An 18,379-nucleotide genomic window follows, 5' to 3' on the forward strand; every position below is an offset into this window, starting at 1 on the left:
ATCCCTTCATTTGCAGTCGATTCCGAGCTTTCTGGCTGGTTTCCGTCCAAAAACACGTGCGCCTATCTAGATCATCCGCATGTTCGACTGCAGATAATTTATATATTAACGCGCCAATCCGATCTGCAAATATATATTTCTATATATGCAGCATCGTGAATTTAGTGATTTTATATCTTTATGCTTTATCTTTTGATTTCACCCCTTTCCCGCAATAAAAAACACCTATCCGTTCACGCAACTCATAGAGCTCGCGTCATCAAAATTCATTGCTCGTCTAACCATAAGCTAAACCAGCCATTTCAACGGGGCGCTGAAAGCTACCTCGTAACGGTATATGTGTGGCACCTCTCAGCGCCCCCAATTATCACACCGCATTTCCAGCCAGCATTCGGGCCCGCACGCTAGGCTGAAATCTAATCTTCCTCGTCTTCCTATTTCTCTGCCACTATCCGCATTCCAAACTCAGCCATGCTCGAAATACATCGACGCGCAATAAGAAGCCCGTTCTGCCCTTAGGGTCACCAACAGGTTGTTCCGCCTGCACAGCCGGCATTTCAATTACCGAGTTCCGATCCGATGACTGAGTACCATCAAAACAAAACCCGCCACCTTCTTCGCCTGGCGCTGCCAGCACGAGAACGCAACTTTAAACACTATAAAGGAAAAATCTCTCGCTGTAAATCAAAATGTGAATATTTTCCTATTAAAAACATAGTAAAGATGCGCTGGTGCACGACTACACATATTGCAAAGAAAAAAAGCTGGGGCGTGGGCAGTATCGGTTTTCTAAAAAAGCTTAAACCTCAGAAACCCTCCAACGATAACCAAAAAGAGCCAGCAAAACTAAAGCGAAGCCATCTGTCGAGTTGCAATTTTTTTAACTTCAGACGAAGGATAGGAGACGCCCAAGTCGAGCCAATGTATGGCATTGTAAAACCTACGTTCGCCGTCCAAGTACCCAGTTAAAATATTATCAAATCTGCTCTTTTTCAATGACGCGAGGCATTTCAGAGCGAACATCACTCGATAATCGCCGTGAGGCTGCTGAAGTTCTTTGATGATTACTTCATCACTGAGTTGTTCAACGACTTTCTTTGGAAGCAATTTAGCGATCCAAACTTTCACAACATTGTCGACATCAAGCGCAAATATATCTGCGATTCTGTTTCGCCCAAGTGCTAAAATCGCTTCCGCTCGCTCTTGAGGAATTGAGATAGTGGAAAAACTTAACAAGCTCGACTTCCTGCTATTCTGACCCAACTCCTTAATCAATTCTACATCCGACCAATTACCACATTGACTAAGATAAGAAAGAACGCTTGAGGTTGCTTCCACGTCATTAGCCCTCAGAACACGTCTAACTAGCCGTATGTCTGCGGCATCCGCGATATTACATAACGCATTAAGTGCTATATTTAATATGCGCATTTGTACCATATGTTCAACCTCGCCAAGCTTAGACGCATCAATGCCAGCAGACTGCATACGATTTAAGACATAACTCTCAAAGCCGTCTTCCAGATTAGTTCTAATTTCATCGAGGCACTTTTTCGTGTACTTCGAGTACAAAAGAGCCTTCTCCTGATAGGTGTACGGCGAAGAACTTTCAGTAAGCGCTTTCAATTCAGTGTAACTGAGCTCATCAAGGCGCTTTTCTTTATATTTTCTGTAAAAAGTATCGTCAGTAGACTTCAGAAGACCAAAACCTGGCCTCTCAATTTTCAGGCTAGCGGATACAATTTTCTCATCAAACGTAATACTCGATACACGCAGCACCTCAATCGCAATGATGCGTATGTCATAGTTAGTATCAGTTAGGAGCGTAGAAGCCGTATCAATGTCAAGCTCGTTCCTACTATGTAGAGTCTCGGCTGCGCGTAGGCGAAGCAAGTCCGGTTTGGTATCCAAGCACGCTTTGATCAACTCGGTGTTCAGTAATGACGCATCACTAAACAGCTCCTCAATGAGCGTTTTATCGACCTTGTCTACGCTTTTCTCAAGTATCCACTTAAGCGCCGCAGCTTTATCTGTCCGAGACAAAATACTTACGATAACAGTCTGGATCGTATCGAATCGTGAGGAGTTAGGAGTAAACTTCTCAAGAAACGGAATTAGCTCCTTTTTCCCTATCGCACTCAAGTAAGATACTGCAGCCTCAAAGACTTTATTTGTCGATTCTATCAACCAAGTATCGAGCGCAGTTCTCAGAGCTAAGTCGTTGTCAGCAAAAGGTAGTGAGTAGCCAACTAGCTTGAAAAGCTCAAGCGCGTTTTGCTTTTCAGTGTTTGTCCCGGCAAGACTTAACGTGGCGATCCTAGCTATCCCGTCCGCACGCGTGGGCTTAGTAAGCCAACACCAGAGAGGAACATTCTGATGCTGGAAGCCATTCACACCGCAGTCTATTAAGGCCAAAATCTCCCGACCAGAAAATGATGCATTTTTTAGCTTTCGGAAAATGATGTTTGCATCGTGATTTCCAAGATAAGCATCGTCATTTCCTTGGCCTCGGACCGAAGATGCGAGTAGACGGAACCTTGCCACTTCTTCAGGCTTCACTACATCCCAAGTATCGGGCTTGTTCAAAAATCCTCTTAAAAAATTTCGCGCTTGAGTACCGAGAAGATAGTCATCATCGTCTGAAGCTGGTGCTTCTCCATCCGCTTGCGGAATTTGTGGCTTTTGTTCAGAGACACTAACCTCATCAGCTGCTGCCTTTAAAATAGCAGTTTCAGCCCAGCCTATTTCTTGTAGTTTCTCGACTACGGCCTCTTTGAAGTCACTCACAGAATTGAAGGGTTTGAAGAATATTTTTTTCTCTGCAATGCATTTTTCTTTAAAATCGATAACTTTTTTTAAATCAACAGATGGTTGAAAGCCTTCGGGCACCTGAACGTTCTTAAAATACAGGGCGATGTCTTTCATCTTCCCTGATTTCATATGATCTTCCGCCCTGAGATATTCTTCCTCAAACCCGGACGTCGGTCCAGCAGAATCCGTTGTAGGCCTACTTCCCCACTTGTTCCACAAAAGTCCAAGGAAGTATTCGCACTTGTCAAGATCATCATTAATTTTGGATTGCGGGCGCGTGTATCCTGGAATGGTAAATTCCCAACCTACCAATTTGAACAGGATACCCCATTTATCAGAGTGAGCTCTATTCACTGTTTCTACAGCATCTCGCGCTGCTTCGCGCTCTTCATCGAGCCCGCCAGGTGAACCTATGAAGACACGAACTAATCGGAGATTTTCTGACAATGGCGCTCTCCTAGACTCATCAAAACTCTGTAATTTTATAAAAACACCGTGTAGTATAATAGTCCTAGAAGAAATAATCCCCAAAAAATACAACCATAAAGTACCTCGTTTGATTGCTGCTAAGTCCACTTCAGAAAAATCTACAGCTGATATTATCAGCTATCACCACTCTCGGATGTCAGATTTTTACATAGCAATGAATCAATATCGATGTTGGATTTGAAATTTACTGTTGCAGTACTACTGGCATCCCAACTCGAAGCAATCCATTTCTGATAAGCTACCTCTCCGACGAAGTTGCCGCATTTGCAAAAGCAATCAACCGATCCGCTCTTTCGCAGTCCTCATGCTCCGCCGTTCCCAACCGACAAGCACTAAACTTGCCGCGACGATGAGAACTGCGCCGATGAAGACGTTGATTGCCGGTATTTCCGTCCAGATGGCGTAACCATAGATGAAGGCCCAGTTGAGGCCGGTATATTCCACTGGTGCGAGCGATGATGCGGGCGCGTGTCTGAAGCCTTCGTAGAGAAGATATTGCCCTGACGTTGAGACCAGCCCGACCGCGATCATAAGAAGCCAGCCCTGCGCATCCGGGTTTTTCCAGAGCCAGGGCAAGGACAGTGCGCAGGCAATGCCAAAAAGTGCGCTGGTGGCATACATCTGCGTCAATGTCGTTTCGCTTTTGCTGATGAGGCGAATGAGGATGGTGCTCCGTGCCCAGCAGAAGCCTGCGATGATGCAGAGTGTTGCTGGTAGCCAGGCTGGGGAGTTGGCCGGATTGGCAGCCACGACGACACCGACGAAGCCCACCGCGCAGGCTATCCACCGGCCTGCGCCGACTTTCTCCTTCAGCACGAAGATTGAGAGGACCATGACCATGATGGGCGCGGAGAAATAAAGCGTGGTGAGTTCCGCCAGCCCCAGATATCGCGCTGAGCTGTAGAACAGCATCCATACGGTAAGCATGAGTGTTGCGCGAAGAACGATGGTGCCGCGATATTTGCTCTTTAGGATGGAGGGTGGCGGTAGCGATGTGCCAGTATGCCGGTGATCAGAACGATGACTGCGCTGCGCACAAAGAATATCTGCGGGACCTCGCAGCTTTCGACAAGCCATGGCACGGCATAAGCCGCTCCAGCAGGACCGCGCCAGCAGCGGACATGGTGTCGCGCATGAGTGCTATTGCAGACCGTTTTCGCAGACGTTATGATGCGGCTGTCGAAAAAGGCAGATTTGGTGTGGTCTAGCCCAAATCCTTCCGAAAACGGAAGCTCTGTCCTTGCGTAAAGCATGAGTCCCACGACGAGCAACAAACGCTGTTTGGCGTTTCATTGTTCGTCCGTGTGGTTGTCAAAACGACGAACCGCTCCGGTCGAACGACCATCAAGGAGCAGTTTATGGATGATCCTCATTCAACTTATGACGTGGTGATTGCCGGTGCCGGACCTGTGGGTCTGTTTCTGGCATGCGAGCTTCGGCTAAGAGCCTTGTCAGTTCTTGTCCTGGAACAGGCGGAAGACCCGCACACTTCATTAAAACAACTTCCCTTCGGCATGCGTGGTCTTTCCTCTCCAACCATCGAGGCTTTCTATCGCAGGGGCATGCTGGACGAGATGAGCGGGCCGAGGCTGACGGAACTGCAATCAAGTAGCGGCGGCGCTTCGGCCACTGCATACTGGATGCATCAGCCACGTCGCCCCGGCGGCCATTTCGCGGGTATCCAGTTCTTCCACGACAAGATCGATACAAAGAGCTGGGCGTATCGTTTGCCAAGTCCGGTTGCGACCAACATGGTCAGTACAATGGAGCATGTTGAAGCCGTGCTAACCGCTCGGGCAGTCGCGATGGGCGTCGACATAAGGCGCGGCGTGCGTATCCGGGATTTCGAACAGTCGAGCGAAGGTGTGACCGTCCATGCGGGGGGCTCAATGGTCAGGGCACACTGGCTTGTCGGTTGCGATGGTGGTCGCAGCACGGTGCGGAAGGTTGGAGGCTTCGACTTCGTCGGAACCGATCCCGAGTTCACGGGCTATTCCGTCCAGATCGAGATGGCGGATCCGGATCAGTTGCCGACAGGTCGCCATTACACCACAACGGGCATGTTCACCTATCAAAAGCCCGGCATTGTGGCGATGGTCGATTTCGATGGGGGTGCTTTTCATCGTACTGCGCCAACTCTTGACCATGTGCAGCAGGTCTTACGTCGCATTTCTGAAACGCATGTAAGGGTGACGGCTCTTCACCTTGCGACGACCTGGACCGACCGCGCATTTCAGGCAACGACCTACCGCAATGGCAGGGTGCTGCTCGCTGGTGACGCGGCGCATATCCACTCGCCTTTGGGTGGTCAGGGCCTTAATCTTGGTCTTGGAGACGCAATGAACTTGGGCTGGAAACTGGCCGCTACCGTTCACGGAGAGGCCCCGGTCGGTTTGCTGGACACCTATACGACTGAGAGACATCCGGTCGGCGCGCAGATTCTGGACTGGTCGCGGGCTCAGGTGGCGATCATGCGGCCCAGCCGAAGCTCGCGCGCACTCGCAGGTATCATCCGTGACCTCATCGACACGCAGGATGGCGCAACCTATTTTGCAGAGCGCGTATGGGGCGTCTCCTGGGGTTATGATCTCGGCGGAAGCCATCCGCTGATCGGCCGCAGTGCGCCTGACTTCGAGTTTTCTGATGGGTCGAAACTTGGCGAACATCTGCAATCGGGCAAAGGTCTGTTGTTGAATTTCAAAACGGCCTCACCCCTCCGCGACCTCACGCAATCTTTCGCCCGGCAGCTCATCTCCATCGAAAGCGAGGTACGGGAACCACTGGGCCTCGAGGCACTGCTTATTCGACCGGACGGCGTGGTCGCATGGGTCGGCGATGGTCGCACCAACTATCAGGGGTTCACTGAAGCCGCGGCACGATGGTTGGGTGAAGGGTGACAGGCGGACGCTCAGGCGTTGAAAGCAGCGCTGCTGTTCGGAAAGGACAACAACGGCCATCGGTTGTCCTCACAAGATGAATATGATTTATATTCAACCTAGACCTGTGCGACGCTATTTTCGTCAGATGTTCTTTTGAGGTATTTGCATGACCTATCGACTGCAGCGGTGGATGACGCAAGACTTTGTTTTCACTGCTCCGCAAGCCTTCTCCCACGTTGTTGCCATAGAACCCCAACGCTTTGTCCTGCGTCCAGACACTGGCGAAGAAGCACATCCATCGCTTTTCGTTCTGGTCCGCGATCAGGGCCAGCCATCACCACTCGACGAACGCTTTCCGTCCATTGCTGCTGATCTTTTTGGAACAGACAGTTCGACCGACTGGAATCTGGCAACGGTTCAGCTCTTTGGACGCGAAGGGCGATCAGCAACAGGACGTCCATCATCTGCGGCGGCTGGCGAAGAGGTGGCAGGTCTCGTGCTTGTGAACGGCCGAGGCAACCGCCTCTGGGTGTTTGGCTGGCGTTCGTCAGTTCGTGACAGGGATAAAACCGAAAAGGGATTCGACGCGCTGATGCAAGGACTGCAATTGCGCGTCGATGAGGTTGGCGAAAAGATGTTGCTGTCGCAATTCCAGCAGCAGGAAAAGATGCGGCATTCGGCCACAGCGGCAAACGAGGCCTCCGGAACGGCTATCAAGCATGGGGCGGCGAGCGGCGAGTGGGACGAGCGGTTCGCTTCAGCCTTGGGCGAAAACGAGACGTCGCGTGTTTCGCAGTTCTTCGCAGAAACAATAGCGCTGGAGGAGCAGCCATACGGCGAGACGGCGTCTCTTGGCGCGAGCCGTATCGGTGGTGGTCCTGATCTCGTGCCAGGGACATGGCCGAGCAACGCACGCGGAATGCGCCATCCGTTCCTGATGCAGATCAATCTTGCAGAGGTGAAAGCGGCTTGCAGGACGATCGGGCCTCTGCCGGATGAAGGTCTATTGTCGTTTTTCGTTCACGACGACGCTTTGCTGGTCAACGTCGTCTATACGCCATCCGGTTCGTCTCTTGTTCGTCATGACATGACGGAGGCCATCATTGAAGCATCGTCCGCTGCGGTGCGGATCGTTGCGGAGCTCGATCCAGATACCCCCGTCGGAATGTTGCCGCACACGGAAGGCGATCTGGTGACGGCAGAACTCATGGCTGACGGAACTCTGAAGTTCGCCCATACATCCGATCCCGTCTGGGCTGTCGGTGAACCTGGCTGCGGCTTCGAGGCTCTCTCGGACGAACGCTGGGCAACCGCGGCATCTGCACGTTTGCTGCCGCGCCTAACGCGAACATTCGACCGTCTGGCGGCGCAGATACATCTGGAAGACACCGGTCTGGGTTCAATTGACGATCTAATCGAGACCTGTGAGGATTTCGAGCTTGCGGAAGCGGGTCGGCAGGCTGGTGCAGGTCAACCTCAAGTCCACCAGATGCTGGGCTACGCGACGATCCGCGGTGGCCATGACTGCCGGGTGGAGGTTGCAGAGCATGCTTTGTCCAGAGGTTGGAGCGATCTGGGTGATCCGACGGCTTGGGGTATCCTCGCGCGTTTACCGGCAGGCTCGGCCACCGGACGGACATTTTGGGACGCCGACGATCTCGTCATCATGGCCCCTGTCGCGGATCTGGCAAGCAATCGATTCGACCGCTGTGTGCTCCTATCCGGTTAGGCTCTTTCGCCTTTGTATCGCCGGACTGGTGACGTCATGTCCGTTCCTGGGCAGAACCTGCCTCGACCGGATCACGGCATGTGTGGTTTCTGATAAGGTCGAGTATCGAAGTGGCCACGTCCGTTCTGGGAGTCTCATATGAAGTTGGTCGAAACACCGGAGTTCTCGATTGAAGCAAATCCGATGTTTGAAAATGTCCGCGTCTTTGCAGGATCAATCGGATTGCGTCATCATCCGGAGACGGCGTTCTCGCCACAGATGAGCGTGTGGTCGTCCAAGCGTGAGAGAAAATCGCCCGAAAAATGGCTCGGCGAACGCCTTAAAGACGACGGCGGCAAGATCGTCGAGCGAAAGACCGTCACCTTCGCTGGCATGACGGGCGAGATGAGCAAGATAAAGGATCGGCTTGAGGATTGGGAGACGAAGGAAAAGCGCGACTGGTACCGTCTGCGTGCACTTCTGGTGTCAGCCGATGGCTCCACATGGTACCACGCGACCGCTATGGTCAGTGCACCCGAGCTCGTCGAGATCGAGACGGATTTTGAGCGTCTGCTGGGATCCATCCGCCTCAAGCTCGAAGGCGATGCGGTGAACGAAGCAAGAGCTGTAGCCGAAGCCGAGCGGGCAGCCGTCCTTGAAAGACTGAAAGACAACATGGAGCAGGTGTCAGCCATCCGTATCCAGCAAAGCCATGAAGAACGGCGCGCCGCAAACGCGGCGGCAGCGAAGGCACCATTGGCCAGTATCGAGGAGCGCTTCGACGAGGCGTTGGCTGACGCTGGATTGCAGGATAAGCGAGAAGCCCTGCGCCAAATCGTCATGCCGACGGTTGCCATGGTTGAACGTAATGCCGCCAACGGCGACATCACTGGACTGAGCCGCATCGGCGGCGGTCCTGACCTGCCTGCCAACGTAGATTGGCCGCGCGACGACAACGGCTTGCACCTCAATTATCTTGCCCAGATCAATCTCGCTGACGTTCCGGATCGACCGGAAGAGCTACCGGCATCCGGGCTGATCTCCTTCTTCACGGGAACGGACTACACGGATTGGCGCGTCCTTTACACACCGGCGGACGCAACTCTCACCCCCCATACAGTTTCGGAAGACGCGGTGGACACGGCAATCTCGGCATCGCAGATGATCGTCTGGGATAGCGACCTCAAGCGGTTTGTACCGAACGGACAGGCTGTCGACGGACTATCGGTCAGCACGGACGAGGCCGGCCGCATGACATTCACCCGAGACGGCGTACCTGTCAGGGCTTTCGCCTCCGAATACGAGTTCAGCCGCTCGGCCCAGACCCTGCGTTTCGAACGCTCCTTGAGTGCTCCCTTCGGCCAGCCCGGCGAGAACAACAACCCGAAGGTCTATGCTGATCTCGGCATAGAAGACCCATCTGATTTTTCCATCGCGATTGGCGACCGCTTTAAAATCGGAGATGGACCGCAGCACCAGATGTTCGGAATAACCGGCGTTCGCGAGCTCTCTGCGCTCCAGAAAATGGCTGCGAAACATGCAACACAAAACGGCTGGTCTGACATATCCGCGCCAGATGGCTGGTTTATTCTGGTCAAGCTCGCATCCGGAGGCGAAGCAGATTTCAGCTTCGGTGACCACGGCGACTACATTTTCATGGTCCATCGAAAGGACGCCGCGCGAGCCGATTTCTCGCGGGTCTACGCCTTTGTCGAGTCCGGTTGAGGAAAAGGGATCAGAACCTCGATCTTTAGCTTAAGTGCAATCGCATGTGAAAGTCAGGAGCGCCTGCCTGTTGACACCAGAAGGCGAACCGCATCAACAGCAGCGGGTTCCTGCCAAGTCATAAGGCTGAAAATCACTCAAGAATATGCCTTTCAGACAGCTTTATCGAAGGCGTCTGCCTCAGCTTCAGTCTGGAAGGTGAATGTCACCACTTCACTATCGTCTTCCTGACGGATACCGACGGCAGTCACAATCAACCGAGCGATCTCATCCTGTGCGTCACTTCCAGACCGGGACGCATTTACCGTTTTTTCGATGGCTGGTGCGAAGACTTCGCTGATCACACCAAGACGCATATTGTGCTTCATGATGATATCCCGGTCCTCGATGATCGCTGCCTGCTCAGCTTTCGGGATGCCGGCATTGTCCATTGCGGTGATCGTGGCATTCGTCGCGAGCCTGATCGGACCCTCGTTGAGCCAGCGATCAACCATCTGATGAAACTGGCGCATACGCGCAGCGGGAATGACTTTTTCTATGGTAATCGACATCTGCGTTCCTTTGTCAGCCTCCTGGCATGTTCTCGAACTCCCCCTCACAGAAAGGACGGCTCTGACGAACAGTAACAACTCGTTGCAGCAGGGTGTATGGCGTCGAGCACCAAGCTTCAATGCATTTGTGGAAAATGTCAGCTCTACAGGGCACGGCGCACCAGTGCGACAGGGGCGTCAGGCGATAGCGGCTTTAACGATCGCGCGATCCCTTCGCCGTTCCGTTGCCGACAAGCGAAGGGCGTATTTCGTCCGCAACGGTTCCGTATCCTCGATGGTCCGGGCTAACACCCAATCTTCTCGTTCAGCCCAAGTCCACAGGCACACCAGGCGCTCATCAGTGACAATCCGCTGAAGAGAGTCCAAGGCGAGCCGGTCTAAAGCTCGAATGCCGTCGCGCAGCAATGGTTCGTGGTTGGCGTCGTCCAGAACATAGTAGACACCCTCATCAACGAGATGCTGTCGGGCTGTGAGGTCAACCAGAACGTCCCGCGCGCGGGGCGAACCCTCTCGTGCCAGCCAAGCAAACAGATTGAATGGATCTACCCTCAGCATAAGAAGCGCTTCGACAATGCATTCTGAGACATAGGTATCCATGTCCCTGCCCGTTTCGCGCATCACACGCTCAAATGGCACGGCACCGCCGTCGTGAAACCAATTCAACGCGACGCGGCAGAACAAGGCGCGCAGGGCATCCTGTTCTTCTTTTGGCCAGCGCCAGAGTCCAAGTCGCATGGCGCCTTCCATCGGAAAGTAATCATCGTCGGAGTTCAGGAATGTCAATTCCAGCCCCCGTGGAAACCAATGAAGAAATGTGTCACGGCCACCGGAGCAGTTCGGATGCTCGAAATAGATATGCCGAAAACTTTCGAGCTTTGCGCGACGCGGATCGCCCGCATCCCGTGTTTTTGCCTCCTCCTCGACCGTGAAGCACTGGCGACACCAATCCCATCGCGGACGGTAAGAGGAGAACGCTGCCTGGAGCTGCGAGAGACAGCTACCGACATCTGGAGGATTGAGGTCAAAACGATGCAGGGTTGGCTCGGCCAGATGATCTGAAGAACGACGAAGGCGTGTCAAGGACGGTGCGTCCCTGAGGCAAGACGGATGATGGCATACAGAGTTACAATAATCATTCGTTCGCCACCTCTGGGCACTTTTTTCTTTCTGCGAATGATCGCTCAAAAGCGGACCGACTGCAACTCGGCCCAATTCATCCTGCACGCCTGGGTAAGCAAACGGAGCCTTAAAGGGGAATATAAAAGCAGATCGAGTGACCGATATGAAGGATAACCGATGGCCGAGAGCACGGAGCGCCAATTCTGCTGAGAGGCAACGCCTGTCATCGGTATCGCCCACGTCCCATGGCGCCCCTTACGAAAGACGCACCATGGGACCAGAAACGGCTCTCGCATTCACGAGGCTCATCCAAGCGCATCCGAATGCTTCAAGGGCTGCAACACGATATCAGCGAGGGCTGACTTTCCGACCTGGAAGGCCTCCTGATATTCCGCGTCGTCGACCATATCCTTGAATGCTGCTCTATGTGGGTACTGCACCAGCAAAACCGCATCCCAGCCCTGTATGTCCCCTTCGGTCAGAACTGGCAGGCCATCGCCACGGAACAATATTTTCGCGCCGAAGCGCGCCAGGATCGGTTCGGCCATTCGAAGATACTCCAGGTGCTTTTCCCGGCCACCATTGGGAACAAAACGGAGAAGGTTCAGCATGACGATGGGAGAATTGTCTTTGTCGTTCAAGAAGTCGGCGAAGGCGGTGGGTGAGAACGAAACCATATGATCTTCCTTTGATTGGGCATCGATAGTGATTGCACCAATCAACTGTAGTTCACCGCTGTGCCAGAAACTGGCAACAGCGAACGCCAGTCTTTATCCTGCTCTCGCCAGCGCCTGATGAGGGAGTGGCGCCGTTCCGGATAGCGCTCCTCCGTTGTTATCGCTGCGCGGATGCGATCAACACGGAAGTGACGGAATGCCGACCTTTCTTCGCACCAGGCTGCCAGTACGCGTACATCATCGAAATAGACGATGGCGATAGGCCAGATGGTTCGGCTGGACGCCAAGCCCCTGCCATCTTCATACTCAATCGTCACTTTGCGTTGCCGACGGATGCCGTCTCTGAGCGGTGCGACAAGCGGCGGGTCAGTCCGTTCCGTTAGGGAGGCAGCCGTAAAGAGAGGGGGCAATTCATTTCCCGATGTGGGGCCATCGACCCGCGCTGAGAGTATTTTCGCCAAAGCGCTATCACTGCTTTGCACCAAGGCAGGATCGGCCCGCTGCTGCACCCACCCCAGACCGAGGATCAGGGCATCAATCTCCTCCGGCGAGAAGGCAAAATGTGGAAGGAAGAAGCCGTCTTTCAGCACGTAGCCGATACCAGCCTGTCCATCCAGCGGTGCTCCGAGAAGCCGCAACGTCTCGATATCTCTGTAGACGCTCCGTTTGGAGATGCCCAATTCACGCGCCAGTTCAACGGCGGTTACTGGTATTCTTCGTGCGCGGAGCACACTGAGCATTTCGAATAAACGGCTTGTTCTCGACATCGTCCGACTCTGACCCAACGTTTGTCAGAGTACTCTAACATGCTTCAGTGCATGGCTGTTAGAGACATGGCAAATGCTGAATGGACCAGCCCATTGAAAGAAAGCATGGGAATATTTACCCAATCTCGAGATTCAAGGCCGTCCATTCGTCAAAGAAAGACTTGACCTGTTTCCGCGGCACAACGATACCACTCTGCACGAGCGATGAATATGTTTTCCCGCCCGCGCTGACGATGTCTTGCACCAACACTGATAAAGTCTCTTCGTCCGCAGCGACAAGAAACAGATCGCGATCGTCGCTGACATATATAATTGCGTAGTCGTCTATTTCTATGATCTTGTCGACGTCAACAAACTGACTTTCCAGCTTTACGGCATCGTGGAAAGAACCAACGGAAATCGGTCCTGCTTCTGAACCGATAATGTAAAGAGATAATTTCCTGCCTCGTGACAGATTTTCCAAGGCTTTGTATTCCGAGTCATCAAGCCAATCGGTCCCCAGAAAAACCTTGAAACCGCGTTTTTCGCAGAACTCTTTATTCAGTCCGAAGCGATCAAAATCCATTATGAACCTCAGCAAGGGAAAGCCCCTGGCCTTACCTTTGAATCGCAAGCCTCATTAAGGGCGTCGCGCCCATTCTTTCAGTTTTCTATCGGCATCGAATCCCACGAAAACAAGAGGTTATACAATACCGGGTTAGTCTCTCCAGCAAATGGATCTGTACCGAATGGCTGCACCAGAACGTCGTTCGATAAAACTTCCAAACCGTGAGCGTTCAGCGCAGGTGAAATGCCTTGCATGGACGGTGCCCTCTTCAAAATGAACACAGCCGCGAAAGGGCCGACGAAGGATAGCTTGACGCAGGCTTGACCACCATCTTTAGACAGGATCAGGGTTCGACATACATCGGTGTTCGGTTCGGTGTCATCCTGAACCGTGAAGCCCCTATCTTCAAACTCTGTTCCAATCTCTAAGTATTGGGCACTGCCCAAAGCAGCCACGACGAAACGGTAATCCGGCTCGGCCATATTCGAATAGGCATATAAAATATACTTTTTAAACTTCGCACGATCGTAGGGCAACATTTCTTTCCAGGCTATTGGTCAGCAGGCAGCGACGTCACCCTACGTCTTATGCTAACGTGACGGTAATGCTTTTTGCTTTAAAGCTGAGGACGATAAAATCAACGAAGCCGGCATCAGGCTGGCTGAAGTCATTCAGGAAGAAAGACAGTTCGCAGATAGAGGGGTCGGGATCAGCAATCGGCTGTTGATCATCGCCAATTTTCCTGACCCCAAACTGTGAAATTTCCCCATCTTGATCTTTAGATAAGCACTGAAAAGGCAGGCTGGAACTTAAAAAGTCGAACTGCTCTACCTCTACGACGACAGGAATAAAATCATCTTCCTTCGCACGAAGATGCGCTGCAACCTGGTTGGCAGCGATCAACTCTGCCTCGAACCGCATTTCACCGCCATCAGATACAGAGTAATTGGTGAGCGTTGCGCCCGAAAACCGGTAGGTTTGCTCTAATTCCAGTGGTGTCATTCTACTTCCTGCTGGACTAATCGAAGGTGTCATTTTCAATCCAAATGCTCATCGGTCTTGTTCGGGACCCGGCTCGGCAGCTTCTTTATAGCGTTATCGCTGCGCAATCGCCCTTGTCGAGAGGCGGTAAATTTTATGTTATTACCGTCTTTGATTGACGCCGCGTGTGTGTCACAAACTGACGCCAGGCGATGGGAGCACGAGGACGGTAGCTTTCAGCCGCATGTTGAGACATTGGGGCGAATTGGGGGCTTAGTCATGCAGGCAGCGGTCAGTGTCGAGAGTGGACTTCAGTCCGCTGGGGTGGGTGTTTTTCAGAAGCGCCTTTTCGTCATTTTCGGCCTGGTATGGGCTGCGGATGCGATGCAGGTTCTGGCTATCGGTTTCAGTGCTCCATCCATCGCGAAGAGCTTTGGCGTAACGGTGCCACAGGCTTTGCAGACAGGAACGATGTTTTTCCTGGGAATGCTGATTGGCGCTTTTGTCTTTGGTCGACTTGCAGACAGGATCGGTCGCAGGCCTGTCCTGTTTATAGCCATCATTCTCGACGCAATCTGCGGTGTCGCCTCGGCTTTCGCCCCTGATCTGCAATGGCTTCTCGTGGGGCGTTTGCTGACCGGGATCGGCGTCGGCGGAACCCTGCCTGTCGATTACGCTATGATGGCCGAGTTTCTGCCTGCGGACCGGCGCGGTCGCTGGCTGGTGCTTCTGGAAGGCTGCTGGGCCATCGGCACCGTTGCACTTGCCCTGCTCGCACTCGTGGCGGGAACACAGGGCGGTGAGGCCTGGCGCACAATCTTTTTTGTCACCGGCTTGCCAGCCCTCGTGGGCATCGTTCTACGCCTCTACGTGCCGGAATCTCCTTTTTACCTCAACCAGAAGGGACGCTCGGAAGAGGCTCGACAGGTTCTGCAACGCGTCGCTGAGGTCAATGGCAGCGCGAACGAAATTCCGCCGCTTGCACCGCAAGCCACCCAGCGAACGAAAATCAGTGCCCTCTTTTCGAGTACCCTGCGTCGACGCACGATATTCCTGATGCTGGCGTGGATGTTGATTTCCGTGTCCTATTACGGCGTCTTCGTCTATTTGCCGGTGAAGCTCGCAGCAGACGGGTTCGGCTTCATGCGCGGTCAGGTTTTTCTGGTCGTGCTGGCCGTCGCGCAATTGCCGGGCTATGCCCTTGCCGCCTACGGGGTAGAGACATGGGGCAGGAAGCCGACGCTGATCGGATTTCTGCTTTTGAGCGCAGTGGGAACGCTGGCGTATGGCCTGGGGCAATCCGCGGAAGTGGCTGTTGCGGCGACCCTGCTTTTGAGCTTCTCACTTTTGGGCACATGGGGCGCGATTTATGCATTTACACCCGAACTTTACCCGACGACGCTGCGTGCCAGCGGGATGGGCATGGCAGGTGCGGTGGCACGTTTTGGAGGTTTGCTCGCCCCCTCCATCGTCGCACCGCTCATGACATCGAATTTCGGACTGGCGCTTGGGCTGATTTCCGGGCTGCTGGTCATCGCAGCTTTCAGTGTTTGGCTGATCGATGCGGAATCCAGAAATCAGGCTCTTGAATAGAGCCTGATTTTTAGGAGTACCGGTCGCATTTATTGCCGTGCAAGCAGTGCGAGTTTGCGCTTTCCCGCAACCTGCGCCACATCGATAGCGTCTCCGAATGTCCACGCTGCTCCCGTCAAAACATCGACATAGGTAGCGTTGCCGAGTTCCGGCGGCAGAGCGATATCGCCAGCGAGACGCGGGGTCATGGAAAGCCGTGGGGCGACGGTAATCAGGACATTATCAGCCGCCACTCGAGCGAATGCGACGACTGGTGCCGACTCACCCGCTTTCGACGTGAGCGGAATATAAGTACCGCTGACGAAGAGATCAGGCTTTTCCTGCCGCAGGCGTAGAACCGTGGCGATCAGATGTTGCTTCAGCCGCACCCCACCCTCTGACGTATCTTTTCCGCCACTCTCGTCTCGCTTTTCCAGCCGAGCTGCCAGGGTCTCGTAGTCAGGCATCCGACGATTATCGGGATCGACCAGGCTAAGGTCGAGGGCTTCGCTGCCCTGATAGATGTCAGGCACGCCCGGTGCCGTCAGCTTGATCAGAGTTTGGGACAGGCTGTTGGACAACCCCGCTTCGATAAAGCGCTGCAACGTCTCGACGAAATCGCTCAGGAAATCGGAATTATCGGGCGAGACCAGACGGCGTGCGTAGCCGATCACGGCTTTCTCGTAGATTTCGTTACCGTCACCCCAATTCGTCCGGAGTTTGGCTTCCCTCAGCGCTTTTTCGACGTAGGAGATGAAACGCTCTTCCAGTTCCTTCAAGCCTTCCGTGTCGGCGGCTCGCAGGTCGATTGGCCAGACACCTGCAAGAGCCTGATACAACAGCCACTCTGTCGCCGGCTCCGGTGCGCAACCATCGTCAAGCGTGGTCTTGAACCATCCGTTCATGCCCTGCCAGCGCTTGAAGGCAGCAACCCAAATGTCGGGTGCCTCGGTGATGGCGTAAAGGCGTGCGCGTGCGTCTTCCCCCCGCTTCGTATCATGCGTCGAGGTCGCCGAGAGCGCATCCGGCTGATGCATCAGGCGGTCGGCCATGTGGGCATGGAATTGATCCACGGAGAACGTCCGTTGAAGAGGCTCCGCGCCGACTTCATTGAGGGCGATCACCGCGTTCTGACGATAGAATAACGTATCTTCAACCGACTTTGCCATCAGGGGGCCTGTCAGCTGCTGGAAGCGCGTTCTGAACTCTTCAGCCTTTGCACCTTTACTGTTTCGCAACACGTTTTGAAGGGCAGCAAGCGCCGAAACCTCGGGTGCATCAGGACCGGTGCGGATATGATCCACCGCGTCGGCCAACACAGCTTGGCTGTCGCTCGGCAGCCCATCCGCTGTTCCGTAAGTCCGGTAGACCGGGAAGGACACGACGAGTTCACGAAGGGCAGCGCGCAAACCTTCAGCGTCCGCTTCGGGCGTTGTGATGTCAGTCGCCAATATGCTTTTGGCAAGGTTCAGAAGCCTGTCGAATTCGCCAGCGAAATTGACATCCACCATCAGCAGCTTAGCCGCTCTCAGCTCCGCCGGCATATCGATCGACCGACCTTCGCATTCTTCGTAGGCCTTGCGGACATCATCCAGTTTTTCGTTATCGACAAACAGGTTGCTCAAAGCAGATATGAACTCGTATCCCGTCGTGCCTGAAACGGGCCAGCCTGCCGAAAGTTGCTCAGATGGGCCAAGAATTTTTTCGACCGTTATGTAGCACCCGGCACCAGCTTCCGAGCGCAGCCGCTCAAGGTAGGCTTTTGGATCTGCAAGACCATCCACATGGTCGACGCGAAGACCATCGACCAAACCGTTGCGAACCAACTCCAGGATGAGGCGATGCGTGTCTTCGAAAATTTCCCGATCTTCGACCCTCACACCGACCAAACCGGTGACTTCGAAGAAACGACGGTAGGAAAGGTCGCGGCAAGCGTCCCGCCAGGATGTCAGCCGATAGGCCTGTCTGTCGTGAAGGTCGGAAATTGCGCCCGCGTCCTGGGGTTCTGACAAAATGGCATCGTTTTGCGAATAGGTGGCCGGGTTCAACGGATAGTAAGCGCCGTAGCAGCACAGAGATGGTTTTCCGCTCTGTGGATCTGTCTGGAGAGAGATGTCTCCCTTGGCCAGAACCGTCGCGAAATCATCCCCTAGAAACGGCAGTGTCAGGCGTCGGGACCAATCGATATCGAAATGCCGGGCATAACGACTGGCAGCGCCATGTTCGATGACGTCTTTCCACCACGCATTTTCGAGCGATGCGGCCATGTGGTTGGGCACGATATCCAAAATAATACCCAGACCTGCCGCCTTCAGAGCACTGACCAGGCGCTCGAAGCCCTGCCGACCGCCAAGGACCGGATCGATTTCGTTGGCGTTCGTCACGTCGTAACCGTGGGTGGAATCGGTTGTCGCCGTAAAAATCGGAGAGGCATAGAGGTGGCTGATGCCGAGCTTTTGCAGATAGGGAACCAGCTCAACCGCGCGGTCGAATGTCATGCCGTTGCGAAACTGAATGCGATAGGTCGATGTCGGGATTGTCATGCGAAGCTCC

Annotated in this window: 13 protein-coding genes and 1 pseudogene; 4 read left to right on the forward strand and 10 right to left on the reverse strand. The window is 53.7% G+C overall.

What is annotated here, in order from left to right:
* Positions 1-846: 846 nt before the first annotated feature.
* Together ASF29_RS21115 and ASF29_RS21120 are read right to left on the reverse strand one after the other, a co-directional pair.
* Positions 847-3,258 (reverse strand): DUF4062 domain-containing protein, encoded by a 2,412-nt coding sequence (locus tag ASF29_RS21115; protein WP_062452651.1) that lies wholly within the window; start codon positions 3,256-3,258, stop codon positions 847-849.
* Positions 3,259-3,576: 318 nt separating this feature from the next.
* Positions 3,577-4,382, reverse strand: a pseudogene (locus ASF29_RS21120) (DMT family transporter); the annotation flags it as partial.
* Between the two features lie 276 nt (positions 4,383-4,658).
* On the opposite strand from ASF29_RS21120, the gene ASF29_RS21125 reads away from it, so the two are divergent.
* From ASF29_RS21125 to ASF29_RS21135, 3 genes are all read left to right on the forward strand, one after another.
* The gene (locus ASF29_RS21125) at positions 4,659-6,197 is read left to right on the forward strand and encodes an FAD-dependent monooxygenase (RefSeq protein WP_062452839.1); all 1,539 of its coding nucleotides are present in this window, start codon (positions 4,659-4,661) and stop codon (positions 6,195-6,197) included.
* A gap of 148 nt (positions 6,198-6,345) precedes the next feature.
* Complete coding sequence (locus ASF29_RS21130; protein WP_062452652.1) at positions 6,346-7,908, forward strand: DUF1963 domain-containing protein; 1,563 nt, start codon at positions 6,346-6,348, stop codon at positions 7,906-7,908.
* A 138-nt stretch (positions 7,909-8,046) separates the two neighbouring features.
* A complete protein-coding gene (locus ASF29_RS21135) occupies positions 8,047-9,612 on the forward strand; it encodes a DUF1963 domain-containing protein (protein WP_062452653.1) in 1,566 nt (521 codons plus the stop codon).
* 152 nt (positions 9,613-9,764) lie between these two features.
* Here the strand turns inward: ASF29_RS21135 and ASF29_RS21140 are convergent, their stop codons facing one another.
* The 7 genes from ASF29_RS21140 to ASF29_RS21175 form a co-directional block, all read right to left on the reverse strand.
* A complete protein-coding gene (locus tag ASF29_RS21140; RefSeq protein WP_062452654.1) occupies positions 9,765-10,163 on the reverse strand; it encodes a hypothetical protein in 399 nt (132 codons plus the stop codon).
* Positions 10,164-10,340: 177 nt separating this feature from the next.
* Positions 10,341-11,243 carry a hypothetical protein gene (locus ASF29_RS24560; protein ID WP_156462780.1) on the reverse strand — a complete coding sequence of 301 codons (903 nt, stop codon included), beginning with the start codon at positions 11,241-11,243 and terminating at the stop codon, positions 10,341-10,343.
* A 344-nt stretch (positions 11,244-11,587) separates the two neighbouring features.
* A complete protein-coding gene (locus ASF29_RS21155; RefSeq protein ID WP_062452657.1) occupies positions 11,588-11,959 on the reverse strand; it encodes a DUF1330 domain-containing protein in 372 nt (123 codons plus the stop codon).
* A 41-nt stretch (positions 11,960-12,000) separates the two neighbouring features.
* Positions 12,001-12,726 (reverse strand): YafY family protein, encoded by a 726-nt coding sequence (locus ASF29_RS21160; protein WP_062452658.1) that lies wholly within the window; start codon positions 12,724-12,726, stop codon positions 12,001-12,003.
* A gap of 115 nt (positions 12,727-12,841) precedes the next feature.
* A complete protein-coding gene (locus ASF29_RS21165) occupies positions 12,842-13,291 on the reverse strand; it encodes a hypothetical protein (protein WP_062452659.1) in 450 nt (149 codons plus the stop codon).
* A 77-nt stretch (positions 13,292-13,368) separates the two neighbouring features.
* Positions 13,369-13,812: a hypothetical protein gene (locus tag ASF29_RS21170; protein ID WP_062452660.1), complete on the reverse strand. Its 444-nt coding sequence runs from the start codon at positions 13,810-13,812 to the stop codon at positions 13,369-13,371.
* 46 nt (positions 13,813-13,858) lie between these two features.
* Positions 13,859-14,275 carry a hypothetical protein gene (locus ASF29_RS21175; protein WP_062452661.1) on the reverse strand — a complete coding sequence of 139 codons (417 nt, stop codon included), beginning with the start codon at positions 14,273-14,275 and terminating at the stop codon, positions 13,859-13,861.
* A gap of 258 nt (positions 14,276-14,533) precedes the next feature.
* Between ASF29_RS21175 and ASF29_RS21180 the strand changes: the two genes are divergently transcribed.
* Positions 14,534-15,847: an MFS transporter gene (locus tag ASF29_RS21180; protein ID WP_062452662.1), complete on the forward strand. Its 1,314-nt coding sequence runs from the start codon at positions 14,534-14,536 to the stop codon at positions 15,845-15,847.
* 29 nt (positions 15,848-15,876) lie between these two features.
* Here the strand turns inward: ASF29_RS21180 and treY are convergent, their stop codons facing one another.
* Positions 15,877-18,369 (reverse strand): malto-oligosyltrehalose synthase, encoded by a 2,493-nt coding sequence (gene treY / locus ASF29_RS21185; protein ID WP_062452663.1) that lies wholly within the window; start codon positions 18,367-18,369, stop codon positions 15,877-15,879.
* Positions 18,370-18,379 lie beyond the last annotated feature (10 nt).

The sequence above is a fragment of the Rhizobium sp. Leaf262 genome (assembly GCF_001422245.1).
Taxonomy (GTDB): Bacteria; Pseudomonadota; Alphaproteobacteria; order Rhizobiales; family Rhizobiaceae; genus Agrobacterium.